At 48.5% G+C, this 21459-nt stretch carries 22 protein-coding genes; 14 read left to right on the top strand and 8 right to left on the bottom strand.

Going from position 1 to position 21459, the window contains the following annotated elements; genetic code table 11:
- Window positions 1-290: 290 nt before the first annotated feature.
- Complete coding sequence (locus KGF70_RS05460) at window positions 291-833, bottom strand: GNAT family N-acetyltransferase (RefSeq protein WP_033619776.1); 543 nt, start codon at window positions 831-833, stop codon at window positions 291-293.
- A 408-nt stretch (window positions 834-1241) separates the two neighbouring features.
- Here KGF70_RS05460 and KGF70_RS05455 point away from each other — a divergent pair, with 408 nt between their 5' ends.
- From KGF70_RS05455 to KGF70_RS05445, 3 genes are all read left to right on the top strand, one after another.
- Window positions 1242-2114: a metallophosphoesterase gene (locus tag KGF70_RS05455; protein WP_181185795.1), complete on the top strand. Its 873-nt coding sequence runs from the start codon at window positions 1242-1244 to the stop codon at window positions 2112-2114.
- A 56-nt stretch (window positions 2115-2170) separates the two neighbouring features.
- On the top strand, window positions 2171-2410 hold the full coding sequence (locus KGF70_RS05450; protein WP_181186370.1) for a PLD nuclease N-terminal domain-containing protein: 240 nt from the start codon (window positions 2171-2173) through the stop codon (window positions 2408-2410).
- A 299-nt stretch (window positions 2411-2709) separates the two neighbouring features.
- A complete protein-coding gene (locus KGF70_RS05445) occupies window positions 2710-3066 on the top strand; it encodes a bacteriocin immunity protein (protein WP_216768965.1) in 357 nt (118 codons plus the stop codon).
- A gap of 92 nt (window positions 3067-3158) precedes the next feature.
- On the opposite strand, the gene KGF70_RS05440 is transcribed toward KGF70_RS05445, so the two are convergent.
- Window positions 3159-3641 carry a Fur family transcriptional regulator gene (locus KGF70_RS05440; protein WP_216768967.1) on the bottom strand — a complete coding sequence of 161 codons (483 nt, stop codon included), beginning with the start codon at window positions 3639-3641 and terminating at the stop codon, window positions 3159-3161.
- Window positions 3642-3831: 190 nt separating this feature from the next.
- Between KGF70_RS05440 and KGF70_RS05435 the strand changes: the two genes are divergently transcribed.
- Entirely contained in the window at window positions 3832-4401 is a 570-nt protein-coding gene (locus KGF70_RS05435; RefSeq protein ID WP_216768969.1) for a hypothetical protein, read from the top strand.
- Window positions 4402-4649: 248 nt separating this feature from the next.
- Here KGF70_RS05435 and KGF70_RS05430 read toward each other — a convergent pair whose 3' ends face one another.
- Entirely contained in the window at window positions 4650-5930 is a 1281-nt protein-coding gene (locus KGF70_RS05430) for a hypothetical protein (RefSeq protein WP_216768971.1), read from the bottom strand.
- Between the two features lie 341 nt (window positions 5931-6271).
- Between KGF70_RS05430 and KGF70_RS05425 the strand changes: the two genes are divergently transcribed.
- From KGF70_RS05425 to KGF70_RS05395, 7 genes are all read left to right on the top strand, one after another.
- Window positions 6272-6823: an NADPH-dependent FMN reductase gene (locus KGF70_RS05425; protein ID WP_003639865.1), complete on the top strand. Its 552-nt coding sequence runs from the start codon at window positions 6272-6274 to the stop codon at window positions 6821-6823.
- Window positions 6824-6858: 35 nt separating this feature from the next.
- Complete coding sequence (locus KGF70_RS05420) at window positions 6859-7116, top strand: hypothetical protein (RefSeq protein ID WP_003639864.1); 258 nt, start codon at window positions 6859-6861, stop codon at window positions 7114-7116.
- Window positions 7117-7222: 106 nt separating this feature from the next.
- On the top strand, window positions 7223-7891 hold the full coding sequence (locus tag KGF70_RS05415; protein ID WP_216768973.1) for an endonuclease III domain-containing protein: 669 nt from the start codon (window positions 7223-7225) through the stop codon (window positions 7889-7891).
- A 245-nt stretch (window positions 7892-8136) separates the two neighbouring features.
- On the top strand, window positions 8137-10128 hold the full coding sequence (locus KGF70_RS05410) for a PTS glucose transporter subunit IIABC (RefSeq protein ID WP_216768975.1): 1992 nt from the start codon (window positions 8137-8139) through the stop codon (window positions 10126-10128).
- A gap of 283 nt (window positions 10129-10411) precedes the next feature.
- On the top strand, window positions 10412-11275 hold the full coding sequence (locus tag KGF70_RS05405; protein ID WP_216768977.1) for an SDR family oxidoreductase: 864 nt from the start codon (window positions 10412-10414) through the stop codon (window positions 11273-11275).
- A 93-nt stretch (window positions 11276-11368) separates the two neighbouring features.
- On the top strand, window positions 11369-11824 hold the full coding sequence (locus KGF70_RS05400; RefSeq protein WP_050339885.1) for a MerR family transcriptional regulator: 456 nt from the start codon (window positions 11369-11371) through the stop codon (window positions 11822-11824).
- 75 nt (window positions 11825-11899) lie between these two features.
- Complete coding sequence (locus tag KGF70_RS05395; RefSeq protein WP_216768979.1) at window positions 11900-12730, top strand: Cof-type HAD-IIB family hydrolase; 831 nt, start codon at window positions 11900-11902, stop codon at window positions 12728-12730.
- Between the two features lie 111 nt (window positions 12731-12841).
- Here the strand turns inward: KGF70_RS05395 and KGF70_RS05390 are convergent, their stop codons facing one another.
- From KGF70_RS05390 to rlmD, 3 genes are all read right to left on the bottom strand, one after another.
- Window positions 12842-13696 carry an NAD(P)H-binding protein gene (locus tag KGF70_RS05390; RefSeq protein WP_216768438.1) on the bottom strand — a complete coding sequence of 285 codons (855 nt, stop codon included), beginning with the start codon at window positions 13694-13696 and terminating at the stop codon, window positions 12842-12844.
- Window positions 13697-14006: 310 nt separating this feature from the next.
- The gene (locus tag KGF70_RS05385; RefSeq protein ID WP_003639858.1) at window positions 14007-14450 is read right to left on the bottom strand and encodes a hypothetical protein; all 444 of its coding nucleotides are present in this window, start codon (window positions 14448-14450) and stop codon (window positions 14007-14009) included.
- A gap of 30 nt (window positions 14451-14480) precedes the next feature.
- Complete coding sequence (gene rlmD / locus KGF70_RS05380) at window positions 14481-15926, bottom strand: 23S rRNA (uracil(1939)-C(5))-methyltransferase RlmD (RefSeq protein ID WP_122217979.1); 1446 nt, start codon at window positions 15924-15926, stop codon at window positions 14481-14483.
- Between the two features lie 149 nt (window positions 15927-16075).
- On the opposite strand from rlmD, the gene KGF70_RS05375 reads away from it, so the two are divergent.
- The 3 genes from KGF70_RS05375 (at window position 16076) to KGF70_RS17750 (ending at window position 18719) form a co-directional block, all read left to right on the top strand.
- Entirely contained in the window at window positions 16076-16726 is a 651-nt protein-coding gene (locus KGF70_RS05375; protein ID WP_216768437.1) for an ATP-binding cassette domain-containing protein, read from the top strand.
- Window positions 16723-17478, top strand: coding sequence for an iron export ABC transporter permease subunit FetB (fetB, locus tag KGF70_RS05370; protein ID WP_003639855.1), 756 nt, complete (start codon window positions 16723-16725; stop codon window positions 17476-17478). The genes KGF70_RS05375 and fetB overlap by 4 nt, the downstream gene beginning before the upstream one ends.
- A gap of 158 nt (window positions 17479-17636) precedes the next feature.
- Window positions 17637-18719 (top strand): YdcF family protein, encoded by a 1083-nt coding sequence (locus tag KGF70_RS17750; RefSeq protein WP_216768436.1) that lies wholly within the window; start codon window positions 17637-17639, stop codon window positions 18717-18719.
- Window positions 18720-18912: 193 nt separating this feature from the next.
- On the opposite strand, the gene lepA is transcribed toward KGF70_RS17750, so the two are convergent.
- Window positions 18913-20700, bottom strand: coding sequence for a translation elongation factor 4 (lepA, locus tag KGF70_RS05360; RefSeq protein ID WP_216768435.1), 1788 nt, complete (start codon window positions 20698-20700; stop codon window positions 18913-18915).
- Window positions 20697-21359, bottom strand: coding sequence for a TetR/AcrR family transcriptional regulator (locus KGF70_RS05355; RefSeq protein WP_105921029.1), 663 nt, complete (start codon window positions 21357-21359; stop codon window positions 20697-20699). The genes lepA and KGF70_RS05355 overlap by 4 nt, the downstream gene beginning before the upstream one ends.
- Window positions 21360-21459 lie beyond the last annotated feature (100 nt).

Genomic DNA, 21459 nt, shown 5'->3' with positions numbered 1-21459 from the left:
GCCGCCATCCTTGCCAGGTTGCGTTTGGATAATAAAAAAGCCACCACATCAGCGGATGTAGTGGTCAAGGAGTAGGAAACATCAAAGTGGGGGCTTTGATGAACCCCATTCATTAGACTTGGGGGAGTCTATGAATGAAAGTGATTATTGTGGTACGTTATGGCAGCAACGCACCCATAATCTAAAAAACTAAAGAATATTAAGGATCGATAGTTAGTTGGTCACTTTCTATCAATCTGCGACTATTATAATTGCAAAAGTTATTGGCTGCAACTAATTGAGCTGATTAATTAGTTTAAAGTGACTCTAGGCTGAAAATCATCCGCAAATAATCCCATGTGATGAAGGTCGATGCGTTGCCCGTCACGCTTGATAGCGCGCTTGTTTGTGCCCTCAAATTCGAAGCCACTATTCTGATAAACAGCGATGGCCGCGGTGTTTGTTGCGATGACGTCCAAACAGACCTTATAAAGGTTCAATTCGTTAAAAGCATAGTTGAGAATCAAGCTCAGCGCTTCGGTCCCATAGCCATGACCACGTTCTTCAGGGTCTCCAATTGCAATCGCCAGCTGGGCAATCTGGTTGTTCCATTCGATGTTGAAGAGGGTCACGAAGCCCATTAAGTGGTCGTCTTCAAGACTATGAATATGAAAATAGTATTCCGTATGACGGTCCAGGTTGCGGTAAGTCCGTTCAAGGTCTTCGCCCGTAAGCGGCCGCGCCGCCGCGGTGTCCATTTTACGAACGAAATCAGCGTCCGTATACCAGTCACTAATTTCATCAAAGTCTTCTGGTTGTGGCACGGCTAAGGCCACGTGGGGCCCAACAAACATATTTTTCAAAATAATCCCTCACTTGTATGATCAAATCTTACTTCAATGGTGGCGACTTAACGGGTCGTTGTCAACTGTAAATTTTAGCGTGATCACGCCTGGTCAGTAGTTACAGACCTAGTAATCAGTCGCGCGCTTGTTCAGCAGCTACAGACCTAGTTATCAGCCCCGTGACTGGTCAGCGACCGTAGATCTAGTTATCAGTCCCACGCTTGTTCAGCAACCGCAGACCTAACTGTCAGTCTCATGCCTGGTTCTCAGCCAGTGCCTAGTTAATAGCGCCATGACGGGGCTAGTTTGCCGTGCGTAAAGAGACGTTTGCATAAACTTTACAGTTACTTTATATGAAGGTTGGTAAAACTTTACGTTGGCTCGCTATATTAGAGGTAACCATATGGTGATTAAAGTATGAGAGGGAGGATCGAATTGCGTCCTTTACAAGTTGTTCAGATTTCTGATCTACATTTAACCCCACGCGGCCAAGTTCCAGTACACGGCCAACAGTATGATCCCTGGGCCAAGTTAGCGAATATCATCGAAGACATCCGCCAATTACCAACATCACCGGATTTGATCGTCTTTACCGGAGACTTGATTCATGATGGCAGTGCCGATGACTATCAACGGTTGCACGCTATCGTCCATACGATGGAAGCGGAGTTCGATTGTCACGTGCGCGTGATTTTAGGAAACCATGACCAGCGCGCCGCTTTTTATGAAGGCTACTTGCCGGCGGACCCCGGCCCGTATTATGCGAGTCGGATGCGAATCGGCAATAATGATTTTTATTTCTTGGACTCCAAGGTCAGCGGCTACGAGGCCGGTTGGTTAGCTCCGGCCCAGCTGCAGTGGCTCGGCAAGCATTTACGCCAGGCGCCGACGAAACGGGCCTTTATCTTCTTACACCATCCGTTAGATGGGCCCACATTGACGAATATGCACTATGCGATCTTGCAAAATACCCCAGCGCTACTTTCCGTCTTACGCGGGCATAACTTGGGTGGCGTCTTTTCCGGCCACGTTCATTTTGCCACGCAGTACTTAATTGGGGACAATATTTTGAACGCGGTTGCAGGCTCAGCCGCCTACGCGATTGATTGTCACGATCCGCACCAGCACTACGTCTACGAAGGTAGTAGTTACCAAATCATTACAATCGATCGTGGCCAGGTCGGTGTGACCACGCGGCAACTGATGCACGGGACCAAGGTGATCGACGAATTCACGATTGCTAGTACGAAATTTGTGGAACACACTCCCAAAGGATACCAGTCAAGATAGCGCTTTCTTGATTAAGCGCGTATAATGAAACCAACTAATCAGGGAGGTGCTTGACAATGCATTTATGTGGTCATCACAAACAAGAACGGCGTGCAATGCCACCGAAAGTCAAACGACGCTTACAGCAACGCTTGCTACCGATTGCAGCATTAGAAATCACGGCAACGACGATTGTGGTCGCGGATGTGTTACGGGCGAAATCGTTCCGGCATGGTCATCGCTTAGGATGGTTGCTATTAGCATTTGTTCAACCAATCGGCCCATGGCTATATTTTATGTTTGGTCAAGAACGTTAGGCTAGCTAGCGAATTAATGGGTCAGTTGAAAAGTCTGAGTGTTGCTCGGGCTTTTTTCATTACGGAGATTTAAGCTACACCGGTTAAGAACCGCATGCTTCAGTTAAGTGAACCGTCTGAATATTGCGACATTGTTCGACTGATTTTGACGTTTATGAGTGAATCGTTGACGTTTATGATGATGATGCCCCGCTTCATTAGCAAGCGTGTACAATGAAGATGGGAATCAAAATAATTGTGACTTGAGATTAATTAGTTGTTATGAAAGCTCAAGTTTGCAAGTAGGGGGATTATTCGCGATGCAGAAAGAAGTAGAATTGCGGCAACAAGCACAACGGGATATTCAAGGACTGATTGTCAAATTGAGTGAATGGCCTGACCAATCGGGGGATTTGTTGGACATCATTGACGTTCTCGCGCAAGTCGATAAAAAGATCGGAACGGTTCGGAATCCGGAAGCACTGGTCAATCGGCTGGTCAACTATATACGAAGTGTTGCCATTAAGGGCCGGTTGCACTTTCCTGATGACGAAGAAAAACTCATGATTGATTTGGGAACCATTGGTCAAAAAGCTGGACTAAACGGGGCCTACACGGCTGACTTTTCCGACAAATCACAATTTTACGGGATGTTGGAAGAGGTGCCACAACACTAGGCCGCGAGTGGGCGGATGTTGAGTTAACGTAAACGACAAAATGATTGCAACTTGATAACTAATCAGGTCGCAATCATTTCGTTTACAATCAATTATTCACTATGCGTTAACTTCAACCGTTTCAAATCAGTCGTCTTAGTGACATTGAGCAATTTCTGGCAGTCAGGGCACAATCCGTAGACTTCCATGTTATGGCCCGTGACTAAATAACCGGAGAGTTCCGCGGCCTTGGCTTCGACATTGCGGAGGTCTGGCTCAAAAACGTCGGTGATTTTACCGCAATTTTCACAAACAACGTGATAGTGTGGGCGCCCGAAAAAGTCGTAGTGGGTGCCGGCATCGCCATTTTGGAGCTCGATGACGATCCCTAAGTCCACGAAGAGTTTCAAGGTGTTATACACGGTTGCGAGACTAAGATTAGGTAACTGACTCGCTAACTCCTGATAAATTGTTTCGACGGATGGATGATTATGGTGAGTAATCAAATAATTAAGAATAATTTGCCGTTGCGGCGTTACACGAATCTTGTGGTCCTTTAATTGCTGCAAGGCTTGGGTCAACATATCTTCTGCCACGACGCGATACCTCCTTTTATCATATTCACCCTTATTAAACCACACTTTTTAGAAGGATTCCAATTTAGAAACATTACTAGATAAAACTTTTGACAAAATTAATTAACGAAATTCATGAAACCCCTTTACTGGGGGTGGATGAGTGAGTAAACTAACGATAATTAAGTTGAATTCTGATGGAGGTGGTCATATGACACAAGCAATTGTTCCAGCCTTACCAATTGAGCGCGTACGGTATGAGCAAGCCTATGTACTCGGATTAGAAGCGATGACGCGCGTGATTCAGCGGCTAACAAGTGAATGTGAAGCTGGCGTGGAGCCAGATGACCGGTTCCCAATCTTCGAAGTTAGTTATCAAATCACACCAACGGAACTGACGTTGGCAACGATGCAAACGCGTGCCAATCAGCTGGCGATTCGTCCGGTCCTCTTGAGCGCTGATTCTCGCCAGATGACTTTAAGATTCCAGCTGTTACCACCGACTGGCAAAGCGGTCTGGACACCCACGGCAGGGGCACTCTGGCGCTTGTATGACGGCTTTCTCAGTAATTTGCGCGGCATGCGTCTACCAGCAACTGCCATTCGCGTTAGTCTTGCGGCTAGTTCGCAAGCTGACGCCATCGTGACGCCGCTGCGCCCCAGTTTTCGGAACTATGCGATTCAGGGGCCCACAATAGTTCGTTATCAGCGACACAGGCATCCGCTGCCGACACAGTCACGGCGAGCGACCATTTATCAGCTGAGCCATTACTTACGCTGAAACGAGCGGGAAATCATCGTTCAGGTTGTATCTGAGTAGTCATCATGAATTGGCTGACAACCGCCTATGATTGGCGCGAGAGACTTCTGGCGTTCATCGCGGCGGATGGCTGGCCAGAGAATTGGGTTTCACATGAAATAGGCCGATTCAAGGCAGCCAGGTCACCCAGGCGCACTTACCAACCAAAACTAGCCTACTAAAAGAGCAGTCACTCCAAATCGGAAGTGACTGCTCTTTAGGTTACAAAATTAAGTTTGATGACGCAATGTCGTTGCATCGGTTTCGGCCACGGCTGGTTGTGGCTTGGTTTGGGCCCAGACGAGCAATTGCGCCTGGATGTTCTCCAAAATCTTCATTGAAAGCTGATAATCGCGTTCGGAGCCGGTACTGTTGAAGCTTAACGTACATGTTCCGGCGAAGGTGCTCGCGGCAATCTCCATGGTTGGTGAGGGATGGAAAGCACCGGAAAAGACGCAGTTAACGACTGATAGCCCGTGAAAACGCAGGCGTTGTTGGTCGATCACACCAAAGTTGGTGTAGCGCAAAGCGGGCTGCGGGAGCCAGCGATTGGTCATTTTGCGCATGACGGTGATTGGCATCGTATGGTTCATTTTTTGTAAATTGCTGAGGCGATATAGGAACGCGACCCGGGTTCGTTCAACCGTCAATAAATCGTGGACTTGCTTCACTAAGTCGTTGAAGGGTGCGTCGATATCAACGCGGATCGTGAGAAAGACGTTGACGGTCAGGTTAGCGACTTGGGTGACGTCTGCGGTTTCCGCGGTGAATCGGCGTAAATCAATTGGGCAGGGTAACGTCACCGTGGTGTGGCCAGTCAGGACTTGGAGGGCTTTGGCGTAAGCAGCCAGGATTGCTTCGCTAATACCGACATCTTGAGCTTTAGCCACACGACGGACGCGCATGAATTGCGTACTGCTCAGCATGACGTGACCACCGTGGCGGAGATTGATACCCGGATAGTGGGGTAGTTTCACCATGCCAGTCACCATTGGGGCGTGTCCGCGTGGTCGGGAGAATTGCCGCTGAATCTTGGTGATAATTGGCCGTAAACGACGCTCATTATGGAGGTTAGTCAGGTCTTCTTCATTGTAGGCTTGTGCGAGTAAATATAAGTATTCTTTGAAGCCCCGATTGTCAGTCAGCAGGTGACTCATAAAAGCCTGCAAGACATCGTAATCGCCATGATGGATGACGAAGAGTCGCAACTGGGGCCCGTTCGTAAAGTCAAAATCAGTATTTTCAGGACTGTACGGGCTCTGAACTTCTTGGATCACTTGGTTGACTGGTTGATCAGTAACGACGAAGCAATTACGGTCAACTTGGTAGTGGCCGAAAATCTCGGGCACGACTTGTGCGGAAGTGAGAACGGCAGCCTTAAGTCGTTCAACATCGATCTGGCTGGAAAAGACGATGCGTGAACGCATGAGTGGTGCGGTGCCAGTTGTATGTAACATATTTAAAAAATCAAGTGCTTCACCACGATAATACACGATTAACCCCCCAATCATTTTCTCTAATCATTAGTATAGCAGACTCAATTCAATGCGATAGGTACGGCAGTTTGTTTTTGGAAAAAGTTAAGAAACATTTTTGAAAATTTATTAATGTGCCGTTCAAACCGGACTTGAGTCACTCATGATTGAAAATCATTAGGGTGCTGGCCTGCGGATTAAAATAATTATTGTCGTCAACGTAAATGATTTCAACTAGTACGACGGTGGCAACAGTCACGTGGTCAACCAAGCTTGCGTTGTCCTAAAAGAATCGTATTTTTTTGAAACCGGTTCCGACCATTACCAGAAAAAGGGGTATACTAAAGTTAACTACAACTTAAAGGAGTTTGAACACGATGAAGATTGTCGCACTTGTCGGAAGTATTCGACGTTCCTCGTATAACCGGCGACTGGCAACGTTTGTCCAAAAACGTTATGCGGATCAGATGGACGTCACGATTCCGAATCTCAGTGAGTTACCTTACTACGATCAGGATATTGAATTAGAAGCACCGGCGGATGTTCAGGCATTCAAGCAGTCAGTCTTAGCAGCCGATGGTGTGATTTTTGTCACACCGGAATACAATCATAGTATTCCTGGGGTGCTGGGCAACGCCATTGACTGGTTGTCACGTGTCGAGCGACCGTTGATCGGTAAACCGGCGATGATTCTAGGCGCGACCATGGGACCCTTAGGAACCGTACGGGCGCAGAGTCATTTGCGCCAAATTCTGGATTCACCAGGCGTTGGTATGCGCGTCTTACCGGGCGATGAATTCTTGCTAAGCACCGTTCAAGCCAAGATGAATGCCGCTGGACAGATTACGGATGACAAAGTGGTGGCATGGCTCGATCATTGTGTTGCAGATTACCTTAAGTTTGCTCACCAATTAGCTGTTCGCGACTAATTCGGATCAATTATATGGATAAGGGGAAGTTTCAGATGAACAAAGAACGTAAGCTGATTTATGTCATTTTAAATGATGAAGATGTTGAATATGATTTGGAAGAATTACCAGATCAATACGTGGTCTATATTCGTCAGCAGGCTGGTGATCCACGCGACTTGCCGTTAGTGAACACTGAGATTCAAAACTTATTTAAGGACGCCGAATTGGACTTTGAAGAAAAGGTCAAACCAGAAAATCACAAGGCTGACATTGTCTTAGCCGTAAAGCGCAGCGTTGTTGCCGACGATTAACCTAAATAGCATCAAGTAATATGGTCGTAGCGGATCGGAATTTTGCCGCTACGGCTTTTTTTAGTTAACATGACGTTAACAGAACTGATTCCAAGGAGCATAGAAAATGACAATTGAAACCTTATATCAACAACTATTAGCGGCGATGGGCCCGCGGCATTGGCTCGAAGATGGTGTCCCACCGGCCGAAACGCCGTGGGAGATTTTATGGGGTGGCATCCTAGTTCAGAACACCAATTGGCGCAATGTAGATTATGCGCTGGGGAATTTGAAGACGGCGACTGGCTTTGACCCTGAACGGCTACTAGCTTTAAGTGATGAGACGCTGACGAAATTGGTCAAACCCGCGGGCTTCTATACGCGCAAGGTGCCGACATTGAAAAGTCTGGCGGCGTGGTGCGGCAGATATGAGTTTGATCTGGCACGGATGCGGGCGCTACCGGCAACGCAGCTCCGCAGTGAATTGAAGGCGCTACGAGGTATTGGTGACGAGACGGCCGACTATTTTAGCATGTATGTCTTTCATCAGCCGACGATTATCGTTGATACGTACTTGCGGCGCTTGTTCACATGGCTCAACCAACCGTTACCCAGTAACTACATGCGTGCGCAGCAGTTGATTATGCAGGCGCGGGACTACGATTTGACGACGGCATGGGAGTTTCATGCATTGGTCGTGGATTTCGGCAAGAATGTCAAGACTGCGGCTGATTTTGCACACTCATCCTTGGCAACGCAACGATTAACACTTGATTCTAAAGGTTTGGCAAACTAATTAAGTAAGCTCTGAATCTAGTCAGAACCGCTGGATTTCAAACGGGTTTGATTGACCGTCCGAATGGGGGCGGTTATTATTAGATTTATAAAAGAAAACGCTTTTATAGTTAAAGGCGTGACTTGGTGAGTTAGGTCAACGACGATTGGTTGTTCGGGGTCGTATTAGCTATTTTTAATCGCCAGTGGTCGTTGAGCTTGGTTTGTTAACAACGCGATTAATTGAGTCAAAGGGGGAGAATCGCTATGAAGCAAGTGCATTTATTAACGCCGGTCGCAGGGCAGCTAGTTCCGCTTAAGGCGGTCCACGATCCAGTATTTTCACAAGGCATGATGGACGAAGGCTTTGGGATTGAACCAACTGAGGGCCAGGTCGTTGCGCCAATCAGTGGTAAGGTAACGATGGTGGCGGCTAGCCTTCACGCCATCGGTTTTACGGGGAACAATGGTCTGGAAGTGCTCGTGCATTTAGGAATCGATACGGTCGAATTGGCGGAGAACCCACCGTTTACCGTCACCGTCCATGTCGGGGATACCGTGGAAGCGGGTGACAAAATTGCCACGATGGATCTGATGGCGATTGCGAATGCGCATAAGGCCACCACCGTCATTATGGCCGTTACGAATTCGGTGGATCACGTCACCAAGCTGACACCAGAAGTCGGTGAAGTCCGTGCGGGTGTCGTTGGCGCGGTCGTTGAACTCAAAGAGGACGTGCCGGCACAGCCTATCGTTAAGGGCCAGGGTGGCAAGTACGATGAACTCGCCACTCAAATCATTGCCCAAGTAGGTGGACCGGTCAATATCAAGAGTGTCATCCACTGCATTACCCGAGTTCGTTTTTACTTGAAAGACGAAGGCAAGGCGGACGATGACACGATTCGCAATCTCAAGGGTGTCATCGATGTGGCTAAGGCGGGTGGTCAGTATCAAGTGGTGATTGGTCCCGCAGTTAACGACGTCTATGATGCGATCGTTGGGCAGCTTGGGGCTGGCTTTGGTGACGCGGATGCCTCCGCCGTTGCGATGGAAAAGGAAGCGAACCGGCTCGCCTGGCAGAAGATGTCGCCGTGGCAGAAAGTGAAACACGGGTTTAGCAGTCTGATTGGGGTCATCACGGGCTCCATGATACCAGTGATTGGCTTGTTGGCCGCTTCTGGTATCTTAAAAGGGATTCTGTCGTTACTGACTAATTTCAAGATAGTTTCGGCAACCACGCCGACCTACGTTATCATCAACGCGATGGGCGACTCGGTCTTCTACTTCCTACCGATTTTCGTGGGCTTCACGGCTGCTAAAAAACTCGGTGCGGATCCCGTTATCATGGGAATTGTTGGTGGGGTGCTCACTTATCCAGCCATCGTTGGGATGGCGACGACTGGTAAGGTGACCGGACACCTGTTAGGGATGGCGATCAATGCCAACTTCTTCGGAATCCCGGTACACGTGGCTTCCTACACGTACTCGATCTTCCCAATGATTGCGGGGGCCTGGTTAGCAAGTAAGTTGGAACCATGGCTCAAACGGGTGATTCCAACGGTGCTACGGATGATTTTTGTGCCACTGTTTGAAGTTGTCTTGATTTCTGGTGCGATTATCCTGATTCTCGGCCCAGTCATTACTGCGTTATCTGGCGCTTTAGCTGCCGGAATCGTGGCGATTTACAAACTAAGTCCGGCTATCTCTGGCTTGATTATTGGTGGGTTCTACCAAGTACTGGTTATCTTCGGGCTACACTGGGCGATCATTCCAATCGTGGTCAACGACATTACTACAACGGGTCACAGTTACCTGAACGCCATCGTTTCTGCAACGATGGTCGCGCAAGGTGGTGCGGTCTTGGCCATTGCCTTGAAGTCTAAATTCGCTAACATCAAGGAACTCGCATGGCCAGCGACGATTTCAGCTTTCTGCGGTGTCACTGAACCTGCAATGTACGGGATCAACTTGAAATACGGTCGGGCCTTCATCACCGCAAGTATCGGTGGTGCGGTCGGTGGGTTCTTGACTGGACTCTTTAACGTCAACATGTGGGGCTTTGCCGGCTCCCTGATTGGATTCACCTCCTTCTTCAATCCGAAGGGCATCGACTTCAGCTTCTACGGTTTCTTGATTGCATCCGCAGCTGACTTGATTGTCGCCTTCGCATTGACTTGGATGTTCGGCTTCTCAGACAATGACGTTAAGAATGTGAAGACGGCGCCGAAGAAGAAGCATCTTGGGCAGCAGGTCGCATAGGCTAAACGGGTAGAATTGAATGGTTTACTGAGATTTGGCTAAAATTTTTAGCGTAAAATTGAGATCTTATTGGCAGTCATCGTAAATTGGTGGCTGCCAATTTTTTGTGGTCGTAGCGATGATGGTTGGGGGACGATGACTTAAGCGCAGTGCACGCCAGTTTCTAAGTCAGCAGGAAACAGACTTTTATGGTACCTTCCTGACCATAAGCAGTTTTGATTGACAAACGCAACTAAATCCGGTTTAATGTAACTAATGAAGTTACAAGAAGGGGCGGGTTAAGATGAAATATGCGATTACAGGTGCTACGGGTCATTTGGGGCAACAGATTGTTGCGGCTATCAAACCGTTAGTGGACCCCAGCGACTTATATTTAGGTGTTCACACGCCTAGTAAAGCACGGGCTTATCAACAACAGGGCATGCAGGTGATGGCAATTGATTACCAACAGCCAGAACGATTAAAAGCTTTTTTCCAAGATAGTGATGTCTTGATTTATATTCCAAGTAAGAGCCACGATAGTTATTCGCGGGTACAAGAGTTTGAAAATGTCTTAGCGGCAGTTCAGCAAGCGAATGTGCAGCATTTGTTAGTGATGGGCTTTATTGCTGATCAAGTCAACAATCCCTTTGCGCTGTCGGCGTTTTACGGCTACGTGCCGCGGCGATTAGCTGGGACTGACCTCAATTATACGATTGTCCGCAATGCGCTGTATGCTGATCCGTTGGTGCCCTATTTGCCCGAATTAATCGAGCGGCACAACGTCATTTATCCGATGGGCGACCAAGCTTTGAGCTTTATCAGTCAGTCGGATAGTGCCGCGGCGTTTGCCAAGGTCGCAACGACGCCAGCCTTATTACAACGCGGCCGCATCTACACGCTGACTCAAGAGCAGGCCTACACGATGCCAGAATTGGCGGCCGTTTTGAGTCAAGTTAGTGGACAATCGATTGGCTATCAACCGGTATCGTTGCAGGCCTTCAGCGACATGTATAATCAGAATAATGAAGGCCCGATGTTAGCGTCAATGTACGCGGGTGGGGCCATGGGATTGTTAGCAACGGTCAGCGATGACTACCAGCAGATTATGGGCCAGCCAGCACAATCCTTAACTGACTACTTACAAACGACGTACCGTCTTAGCTAATTAATCACACAAAATTCCCAGTGAGTTAATGGTGGCGACTAGATTCCATGCTATAATCTAGTGTAATAGCAATTTTGGAAAGGAGGCGCCAGCATGGCAAACGGGACGCGTAGAGATTTACGCGAGCTATTCCATAAGGGTCAACTAACGATTGGCATTAGTGAATTGAGCAGAATGACTGGTGTCTCGCCACGACAACTGCGGTATTGGCAAAAAAAGGGGTACATTATTCCTAAGAATGAGGATGAGCCAGGTCAGGCACGCATTTATACCATGAAAATGGTTATCAAAGCGGCCGCGATGAGTAACTTACTCCAAACTGGTTATACGTTGAAGGCGGCGGCTGCTCAGGTGGATGAGCGGATGCGACCAGCCCAAACGATGTATCACGTCATCTTTGATCGGTATCAAGGGTATCAAGTGGCGGACGATGGCCAGATTCTAGTCGATTTGGGGCCATTTGACCCCCAACCCGAGCAGGAATTATTTGCCAAACTCGTGGGGGACAAAGTGGTGTTTGATTTGAAGAATCGGCGGGAATTAGAGTAGTGAAGTCCTTAGGTCTGGGGGAATCTCAGGCCTTTTTGTGACGGATAGGCAACTTGTGAAAGTAGGAAAAGCAAGATGAAAACAATTAAACTAATCGTAAGCGACATCGACGGTACCTTAGTTGACAGCCACGTCCAATTATTACCCGCGACGATTACGGGTGTTCAAGCGGCGGTCGCAAAGGGTGCAAAGATGGTGTTAGCTTCAGCGCGCTCACCCAAAGGGATGTTTGGTATCGCCCAGCAGTTGGGGATTAATTCTACAATGATTGCGTATAACGGGGCGCTAACGGCAACCACTGATGCCAATGACCAACTGACAGTCTTTGAGGAACGGGCGGTTGCTCCTGAATTGGCGCGGTCGGTTCAGGCGTTGATCGCGCGAGAATGGCCAACTGCTTCCATCAATATTTATACGAATAATGACTGGTTGGTGGCCAGCATGGGTCAGTGGGAGCAACAAGAAGCTGACGGCATCGGCTATCAACCACACGTGGCTGACCTTGCCGACTGGCTACAAGTGGCGCCAACGCCAGTGCACAAAATTATGATTATGGCAGAGGCTGCTGTGATTCAAGCAATCGAGCAACGACTACAAACGTCTGAATTTAAAGACTTAGCCGTTTATCGTTCTAAAGCGACGTATCTAGAAATCGTGGCCACCGGTGTTACCAAAGCCGCTGCTTTGAAAAAACTGTTGGCGGATGAACAACTCGCAACAGCTGAAACGCTGGGGTTCGGCGATAACTTCAACGATGTTGCGATGCTCCAAGAAGTGGGCGTCGGAGTGGCGATGGGCAACGCGCCTCAAGCTGTTAAGGATGCCGCGGATATGGTAACGACTGATAATGATCATAATGGTATTCAACTAACCTTAGCACGGTATTTTGCTGATGTAACGCGTTAATTAGTACGTTCGGCTGAGAAACGTTAAAATAATACAAAAGAGGAAGTCCCCAATATGTGGGCTTCCTCTCTTTGCTGTATCCAAAATAGTGTCTGATGGATAGCTGGCTTATTATGAGCGCACTAAGATTTCTTGAATGGCCGCACTAGCTTCCAATGGTTGATGTCCCAAGACATTTGCCAAGTCTGCTGACGTTTCAGCTAGGGCACCATCATTGATTGGAGCTTGAAATGAGGCAAATAAAGCAGCGGTATCATGATCGAGGCCAGTCGCTTCAAGGGATTGCGTGTATGCTTCCTGACTGACTTGCGTAATCTTAAATCGGTTACCAGTTGCTTTTTGAAGTGCTTGACCGAGTTCGGCATAGGTGCGAGCTGCTCCTGCAAATTCGTACACTTCTTGAGGATCTTCTGCCATCAAAACGTTCGCGGCAGCCGCTGCGTATTCTCGTTCCAAGGCCCAGCCAGCCGTATTGTTAGTCCAATACAGGGCTTCTTGATTATGATTGCCGCTTTGTAAGAATCCCATTTCGTTTTCCAAATACCAGTTGTTGCGCAGAAAGCTGTGCGCAATATTGGTCGCTGTAATGGCATTTTCGGTCGCACGATGGTCACTAGCGAGGGCACTAACTGCTGTCTGTGCGTGGGGGAAACTAGTGTAGGCGACAAATTTAACATGTGCGGCGTTGAGTGCGGTCACGACATTTTTATGAGCAGTGGCCCGGTCAACGGGACCGCCGGGTTGTGAGGAGACGAAGAGCACGCGTTCGACATCTTCGAAGGCTTTCGTCATGGCGTCGACATCGTCATAATTTCCGATTCGAATTGGATTATCAGGAAATAGTTGCGTGGCTTTGTCCTGATTACGAGCAATTACTAACACATTTTCAGGACCGATTTTAGCATTAAGCGTACTAACGGCACTTTGGCCAAACTTGCCAGTAGCGGCAGTGACAGCATATTTCATAAGTAAAACATCCTTTCAGCTTGCTGTATCAATAAAAATTACAGTAATCAGCTTATCACATGTAACTTCAAAGTCAACAACTTTGCTTGTGATAATTGGAAAGACTACTACTTATACGCCGAATATCGGTTGGTTTCCTAGAGAAATAATGGCTGTGATTCTGTCGTAATGTGTTACTAATGTAGTTTCACCATGGATTTTGGGTTGCCCGCAATAGCCGCCGTTTTTGATTCATGTTCAAAAAAATAGGATTAAACAACATTGCGTTATCTAATCCTATTGATGAAAATCAGTGGTAAATGATGTGGCGTTATTTATTATTCAGCGAAGTCAAAATCCGCTGCGCGACCTGGCTGTTAAAGTCGTTGGTCTGCAAGCGTTCGAAGACTTCTCGCATAATGTGCATCAGTTGTTCGTCTGACAATCCTTGAGCAGACAAGGTATTCAGCATGACTTGCAAGAGATCTAGGGGCAATACTGGACGCTGGTCAGGATGGGCGCTGAAGAATTCCTGTACCGCTTGGTCGTGTAATTGCCAGTATACGGGGTTTTGCACGTCGTCGAAAATCGTTTTGAGTTGTTCCAGCGCCGGGGTCAACGGAATGTTTTTGGCGATGATCGTCGTCAACACGCCATCACGGGCTGGAATGCGAACATCCGCCACGTAATCCTTTAACAATAAGAAGTGCGTCTTGAACGGTGGCCGTAGTGTAAAGGTCATCGTGAGTGCAATTTGGCTATCAGTAGCTGCCATGGAGATTCCCCCTTCGAAAAAATAAATTAATTAATGGCGTTTCGTAAAGCGTACGACCGCCTCACAGCGCGCCGTTTGCGGGAACATATCGATCGACTGAATGTAGTCGACTTGGTAGCCGCGCGTCAATTCTTGTAAATCACGCGCAAGGGTCGATGGATTACAAGAAATATAGACGAGTTTTTCTGGTGCGCTTTGTAAGATAGCGTCGATTAACACGCCGTCCAGGCCGGTACGTGGTGGGTCGACGACCATCGCGTCCGGTGTGAATCCGCTGGCTAACCATTGTGGCAGTAAGACTTCGGCTTCGCCAACTTCGTAGTGGGCGTTCGTGATTTGGTTGCGTTTCGCGTTAGCGTTGGCATCCGCAACCGCGGCCGGAATCGTATCCATACCCCGAACTTCTTTGGCGACATCCGCGAGTGACAGGCCAATCGTTCCGACCCCCGAATAAGCGTCGACTAAGGTCTCGTTAGGTGCTAAGTCGAGTGCTTCGCGTGCCAACCGATACAACTTCTTGGTTTGTTGCGGATTCAGTTGGAAGAATGCCCGTGCAGACAGGTCGAAGACTAAGCCGTCGAGTTCCTCCGTAATCGTTGGTTTACCAGCGAGTAAGGTGGTTTGATCACCCCAGATGAGGGACGTCTTACCAGCGTTAACGTTTTGCATGACTGAGACGACCATTGGTAACTTTTCAGCAATCTTCATCAACAGTTGGTGCTTCTTGGGTAGCTTAGGCGTATTGGTGATGAAGACTAGTTGGACTTCACCAGTTGCGGCGGCTTCGCGAACGACCAACGTTTTAACGATGCCTGAGTTGTGAGTTTCATCGTAAATCGGCACTTCGAGTTCTTCTAACCAGGCGACGACTTGACGCATCACCGTCATGGTTGCTGGCATTTGAACGGAACAAGTCGGTAAGTCGACTAGGTCATGACTATTTTCTTTGTAAAGTCCGGCGGCGACGTGACCATCGATCATCCGAACTTGAAATTGGGCCTTGTTGCGGTAGGCATACGGGTCAGCCATGCCAATCGTTGGCCGGACGTCGTAGTGGCGATAACCGGCTGGTCGATATTTTTCGAGTGCTTGGCGAATCAAATCTTGTTTGAACGTTAATTGTGCCGGGTAGTCGAGGTGTTCGAGCTCGAAACCACCCACTTCGCCCGCGTAGACGTCTTGTGGATCGACGCGGTCCGGGCTTGGTTTACGAATACTGCGAATTTTAGCTTCCAAATACCGCGGATGGACTGCGGTGACTTCAGCGACCACGACTTCTTCTGGTAGGGCGCCTTTGACGAACGTAATCACGTGCTTATAGTAACCGATTCCTTCGCCATTGATGCCGAGGCGCCGAATCGTGAGTGGAAAACGTTGGCCGATCGTAACGGTCGACTGCACCTTCTCGGCCGGTTGCTGCCGGCGTCGATCATTGTGTGATCGGGATTGGTGCGAATAATGGTTAGATTGTGGCATAAGTTTAATTTTGACCTCGTTTTTCTGTGAACTGTGTTAACTCCCATTATAGCATGGCGGGAAAGCGACAATCACTGAGTAGTTTTCATTGAAAGCAGATACATTATCAGGTTATAATGATTCTAATCTAATAACGGGGGTGGCTAGAAATGAAGGCGTTAATTTCGTTGTCACAGGTTAATTATCAAGTTGCGGATCAGCACATTTTGCATGATATTAATTGGCAGATTCCGGCGGGGGCCCACATCACGTTGACTGGGCCGTCGGGGGGCGGCAAGAGTACTTTATTGCGAATCATGGCGGCCATGATTTCGAAAACGAGTGGTGACTTGCAGTTTGAGGGCCGACCGATTGAAAGTTACGACCCCATTATGTATCGGCGGAAAGTCTCGTATTGTTTCCAACAACCGACCTTATTTGGCGAAACGGTGGCGGACAACTTGGCCTTTCCCTATCAGATTCGCAAACAACCAATGGATACCAGCCGCGTCGTGACGGCCTTACAGAACTTCGGTTTGTCAGAACGGACCTTACACCAACCCGTCACCGAGCTTTCCGGTGGGGAGCGGCAACGGGTGGCCTTGATTCGCAACGTGTTATTTTTACCACAAGTCCTGCTTCTAGACGAAGTGACGGCGGGATTAGATGAAGCGAACAAGGATATTGTCCACCAGTGGTTACGGCGACTTAATGAGCAGGAACACGTCACGACCATCATGATTAAGCACGATACGACGGAGATTGCCGCAGCCGACCAGCTCGCGAAAGTTGTCGATGGACGCTTGGAGGTGCACGCATGAATTTAGCAGTTAATAATACATCGTTGTTTCTCGCAGCCATGTTAGTCTTAGTTGCGCTCGGGATTAGCTTGTGGCAAAAATTGGGCTTAGACAAGGACATTATTATTGGTGTCGTTCGCGCAGTCGTTCAGTTGTTCATTGTCGGCTACTTGTTGAAGTACATTTTCCGCGTTAATAATTTATGGCTGACGCTAGCGATGATGGGCTTCATTATCTTTAATGCGGCGTGGAATGCGAAAAAACGTGGCCCGGGCATCGACCACGCGTTAGGAATCTCACTATTAGCCATCTTTGTCAGCACCGGCGTGACGTTGGGCGTACTCGTTTTATCAGGGGCCATCAAGTTTATTCCGTCCCAGATGATCCCGATTTCTGGGATGATTGCGTCGAATTCAATGGTCGCGATTGGGTTGGCCTACCGCAGCTTAAATAGTCAATTCCATGATCAACGTCAGGGCGTGCTGGAACGACTGGCACTCGGGGCGGGCTTGCTAGATGCTTCGATTGCCATTGTCCGCGAAGCGATTCGTACTGGAATGTCGCCAACAATTGATTCTGCCAAAACAGTCGGGTTGGTCAGTCTGCCAGGTATGATGTCTGGGCTGATTTTTGCCGGCGTCGATCCTGTGCGGGCCATCAAGTACCAAATCATGGTGACGTTCATGCTCTTGTCAGCGACGAGCCTGGGCTCGATCATCGCGTGCTACTTGGCTTACCGCAACTTCTATAATGCCCAGAAACAACTAAAGTAATGTGATGGGCCACGCAGCTTGGGTGGGCCATTGCTGGTTTTAGGCTAAATGATGACAATTATCAAATCAGTTAGGCCAAAGTAATGGTTCCTGATTGCAGTCCCGCGGCGACTCCGATATGATGGGAGCTGAATAAAACGTTATGCGGGGGTGTTGATGTGAATAATGCGGCAGTGTGGGTCCCAGTTCCAGCCGTGTTTTACTGGGGTTGGCTAGTGCCAATCTTCTTTGGAACTGGCTTTGGGTGGCGGTACCATCGCGATAAAGTGCGCTTAGGTAACGGCATCTGGTTTTCGCTATTTTTCTATTCCTTTTTAGCCATGTTGGCCGTGACGATTCTCGGCAGTAATATTCATTGGCTAATCATCATCAGCGGCACGTTATTTGTGTTGTTACTACTCTTGATTGGGCTGATTTTCGCGTTACAGGCCTTTCTTCTATTATGGAACGCCTGGATTATGTGGCGTCATGAAAGCCATACCTTGTCCAATATGTTGACCTTGTATCTGGGCTTAGCGATTCTGATTTTGCCATTTATCGGCAATCGGGTGAGTCAGTACGTCCCACAACCAGTCAGCCATTTCATGGCGATTTTTCCCAACCTCGTAATACTCTACGTGGGATTTTGGTTCTATAACTATTTGACGATGCTGACGATTTATCAATTTAACTGGCCGCGATTACGGCAAGATTATATTATTGTCCTGGGGGCGGGCTTGCTGGATGGTAACCGGGTCTCACCATTGCTAGGTCAGCGGATCATGCGTGGCTTGCGATTTTATCAAAAGCAACAGCGTAAGACGCAGCACCCCGCCATCATGATTTTTTCTGGTGGTCAGGGTGGTGACGAAACGGTTCCAGAAGGCCAAGCGATGCTAGATTATGCGATTGCCCACGGTTTGCCGGCGTCGGCTGGTTGGGCGGAGACGAAGTCCAAAACGACGCTGGAAAATATGCAGTTTAGTAAGCACTTGATTGACCAGGGCCCAATCAAGCAACCGCGCACGATTTTTGTAACCAATAACTACCATACGCTGCGAGCGGGGATGTTTGCCAAGCAAGCGGGGCTCAAAGCGGATGGCATCGGCGCGCGCACGGCCCGGTTCTTCTTGCCTGATGCGATCTTGCGAGAATACATCGCCATCTTCGTCCGCAATAAGTGGTGGCACGCGCTGGCGGTGGTGGGGCTGTTGATTATGTCACTACTGCTGGTGTGGTTTGATGCTTATTATGCTGGGTGATGACAGAACGGCTCGTTAGTAGCTCCGGTTAAAGTCGGTAGCGACATCGTTTTAGTGAGCGAGATCCAGATAATGCTAGATTAAAAGTGGCGCCTCAAGAATTGATTGCAAAATTCTTGAAGCGCCACTTTAGGTTTTCGGTGGATCAAAATGAACAAGTTGTTGGCCGTAGTTGGTCGGGGTCGTGTATGTGTTAGATACCAAGAATCGTATTGAACACGCTTTGCGGTAATTTGATAGTGTTCTTGGTAGCACGCCGTTTGTTCGCGCTTTGGCGGCGTAACAGGGCGGCCTTTTTGGAAACGCTATGCTTGTCACCGTTGACGGCCGCATTTTTACGTAATGGCGGCACATCCACGCGCGCTAGAACTTTCCCTTCCACGATCGCCTGAACCGGTGTTGGATACAATTGGCGTGGCACGGTTGATTTCAGCCCAATGACTAATTGCTGGGTCATTTGTGGCGCGTCTTCGCGATGAACGACGAAGGTGAGCGCGTCCACGGGTGCGTAGTTGATATCGACTTCCACTTTGACGAGATCACTCGCCTCATTATCGTAAAACGTCGTATTGAGACTCGCAAACCTGTGTGAGACGGATTTGAATTCAGAGAAGAAGTGGGACGCGATTTCAGACAACGGAATTTTGACCACAGCAACGACTAGCTCGCCATTGTTCGATAAGTCGATTAGGGTCCCTTTGTGTTGTTCAGCGAGCTTCAGTACCGCGTTCAAACTAGCATCGGGCGTCGTAATTTCGGCTTTCATGAAGGGTTCTTCGACTTGCTCGATCAAGCTGAAAGCGGGAAATTGCACTGGATTGTTGACGACGACGTGCTGCCCGTTTTTGAGCGTCACGTGATAGGTCACATTCGGCGCGGTCGTCAGAACATCGATGCCATACTCATCCTGCAGTCGCTCACGGATGATCTGAAGGTGAAAAGCGCCCAGAAAGCCACAACGAAAGCCGACGCCGAGCGCTTCTGACCGTTCTTCAACGAATGTAAACGAGGGGTCGTTCAAGTTCAATTTTTGGACGGCCGCTTTGAGTGCGGGGAAATCATTGTTTTGCGGATACAAGCCAGCGAAGACCATTGATTTTGCAGGTTCGTATCCGGGGAGGGGCTGACTAGTCGGTGTCTCCGCGGATGTCAGGGTGTCGCCGACGCGAATTTGTTTGGGGTCTTTGATGCCCGTGACCACGTAGCCCACATCGCCGGCATGTAAGCTGGCTTGGGGCAACATGTTCGGTGTCATGACGCCAATTGATTTACTGGTGAAATGACAGTCAGCAGCCATTAAATTGAGCGCTTGTGGGGACTTGAGTTGACCGTCAATCAGTCGAACGTAGGCGATGACGCCTTGATAGGGATCGTACAATGAGTCGAATACTAAGGCCTTTAGCGGAGCGGCAGCATCTCCAGTGGGTGCGGGGAGCCGGGTCCGAATGGCTTCTAAGACGGCGGGAACGCCTTGGCCCGTTTTGGCGGAAATCAATAAGACTTGGTCTGGCGTAAACGCTGACTCGAGGTCGTGTAATTCTGCCAAGGCGGCTTCGATGTCCGCTGAGGCTAGATCGACTTTATTGAGCACCGGAATCAGGGGTAAATGGTACTTTTTAGCAATGCGATAATTGGCGATGGTTTGGGCCTGGACGCCTTGAGTTGCATCGACTAATAAAATCGCACCCTCCGTAGCCGACAAACTTTTAGCGACTTCGTAATTGAAATCAACGTGACCCGGAGTATCAATTAAATTGTATTCGTATTCCTGCTCATCCTCGCCCTGATAATAATTGCGAACGGTCCGCGCCTTGACGGTGACCCCATGGGCTTGTTCAACTGCCATATCATCTAACAGCTGGGCCCGTTGTTCGCGCGTGCTGACAGTCTTGGTCAGTGCCATGATTTGGTCTGCTAGGGTCGATTTGCCGTGGTCAATATGGGCGATAATAGCAAAGTTACGAATATTGCGTTGGTTCATTTTTTCGAAAACTCCTCTAAATATTGGATTAAATAAAATTTGATCTGTTGTTGTGCTTCGGGCACCAATTGGATTTCAAAATCCGGATAGGTCCGTGCTAACTTCTGGTGATTAAAACTCGTCAACGAGGCCATGTTCATGAGACCGCTGATGATCCCACTTTGCACAATAAATAGGTGACTGAACTGGGCCTGTTCTAACAAGTGGTCAGTTTGAATCACTAACTGTTGACCCAAGCGCTGGCTGACGGCATACAACGCATCTCGTTGTGCGATGGTCTCGGCCATGTTCGCTTTACCTTCAAGGATGGGCCCGCGAATCGCATTCAAACGAATCAAAACGTCATGCTGCTCGATCAATCGTTTCGTCTGCTCGACCATCCAGGCGATATACTCAGATGCTGAAAAGTTTGCTTCTTGTGTCAGTGCTGCAATTAGCTGCTCAAAATAGCGCTGGTAATCTTCCAACAAGATGGTCATGAACAGGTCTTCCTTGGTGGCAAAGTAGCGAAACGTCGTGCCCTTAGAACTACCCACAGTTTCAGCAATCTGCTGCATCGTAATTTCCGTATAGCTGTTATGAGCAAACAAATCGATGGCGGCCTGCATGATTGCCTGCCGTTTGGCCGCTTTTTGGTTGGGGGTGTAAATATTAGCCATGTGAACACCTTCTTTTTAAAAATGACTGGTGGTTATCTTTGGATAGGGTACACCAAAAATAACTGGTGGTCAATTTTGATGATCAACCTAATGGAAGCTA

The sequence above is a fragment of the Lactiplantibacillus sp. 7.2.4 genome (genome assembly GCF_018991185.1).
GTDB lineage: Bacteria > Bacillota > Bacilli > Lactobacillales > Lactobacillaceae > Lactiplantibacillus > Lactiplantibacillus pentosus.
This window is presented reverse-complemented; position numbering and strand designations above follow the sequence as displayed.

Coding starts and splice junctions, on each gene's coding strand:
- KGF70_RS05410 (WP_216768975.1), top strand. CDS start 8,137: ATGAAGCAAGTGCATTTATTAACGCCGGTCGCAGGGCAGCTAGTTCCG.
- KGF70_RS05390 (WP_216768438.1), bottom strand. CDS start 13,696: ATGAAATATGCTGTCACTGCCGCTACTGGCAAGTTTGGCCAAAGTGCC.
- KGF70_RS05420 (WP_003639864.1), top strand. CDS start 6,859: ATGAACAAAGAACGTAAGCTGATTTATGTCATTTTAAATGATGAAGAT.
- KGF70_RS05395 (WP_216768979.1), top strand. CDS start 11,900: ATGAAAACAATTAAACTAATCGTAAGCGACATCGACGGTACCTTAGTT.
- fetB (WP_003639855.1), top strand. CDS start 16,723: ATGAATTTAGCAGTTAATAATACATCGTTGTTTCTCGCAGCCATGTTA.
- KGF70_RS05355 (WP_105921029.1), bottom strand. CDS start 21,359: ATGGCTAATATTTACACCCCCAACCAAAAAGCGGCCAAACGGCAGGCA.
- KGF70_RS05425 (WP_003639865.1), top strand. CDS start 6,272: ATGAAGATTGTCGCACTTGTCGGAAGTATTCGACGTTCCTCGTATAAC.
- lepA (WP_216768435.1), bottom strand. CDS start 20,700: ATGAACCAACGCAATATTCGTAACTTTGCTATTATCGCCCATATTGAC.
- KGF70_RS05375 (WP_216768437.1), top strand. CDS start 16,076: ATGAAGGCGTTAATTTCGTTGTCACAGGTTAATTATCAAGTTGCGGAT.
- KGF70_RS05385 (WP_003639858.1), bottom strand. CDS start 14,450: ATGGCAGCTACTGATAGCCAAATTGCACTCACGATGACCTTTACACTA.
- KGF70_RS05400 (WP_050339885.1), top strand. CDS start 11,369: ATGGCAAACGGGACGCGTAGAGATTTACGCGAGCTATTCCATAAGGGT.
- rlmD (WP_122217979.1), bottom strand. CDS start 15,926: ATGCCACAATCTAACCATTATTCGCACCAATCCCGATCACACAATGAT.
- KGF70_RS05435 (WP_216768969.1), top strand. CDS start 3,832: ATGACACAAGCAATTGTTCCAGCCTTACCAATTGAGCGCGTACGGTAT.
- KGF70_RS05445 (WP_216768965.1), top strand. CDS start 2,710: ATGCAGAAAGAAGTAGAATTGCGGCAACAAGCACAACGGGATATTCAA.
- KGF70_RS05455 (WP_181185795.1), top strand. CDS start 1,242: ATGAGAGGGAGGATCGAATTGCGTCCTTTACAAGTTGTTCAGATTTCT.
- KGF70_RS05430 (WP_216768971.1), bottom strand. CDS start 5,930: ATGATTGGGGGGTTAATCGTGTATTATCGTGGTGAAGCACTTGATTTT.
- KGF70_RS05415 (WP_216768973.1), top strand. CDS start 7,223: ATGACAATTGAAACCTTATATCAACAACTATTAGCGGCGATGGGCCCG.
- KGF70_RS05450 (WP_181186370.1), top strand. CDS start 2,171: ATGCATTTATGTGGTCATCACAAACAAGAACGGCGTGCAATGCCACCG.
- KGF70_RS05405 (WP_216768977.1), top strand. CDS start 10,412: ATGAAATATGCGATTACAGGTGCTACGGGTCATTTGGGGCAACAGATT.
- KGF70_RS05460 (WP_033619776.1), bottom strand. CDS start 833: ATGTTTGTTGGGCCCCACGTGGCCTTAGCCGTGCCACAACCAGAAGAC.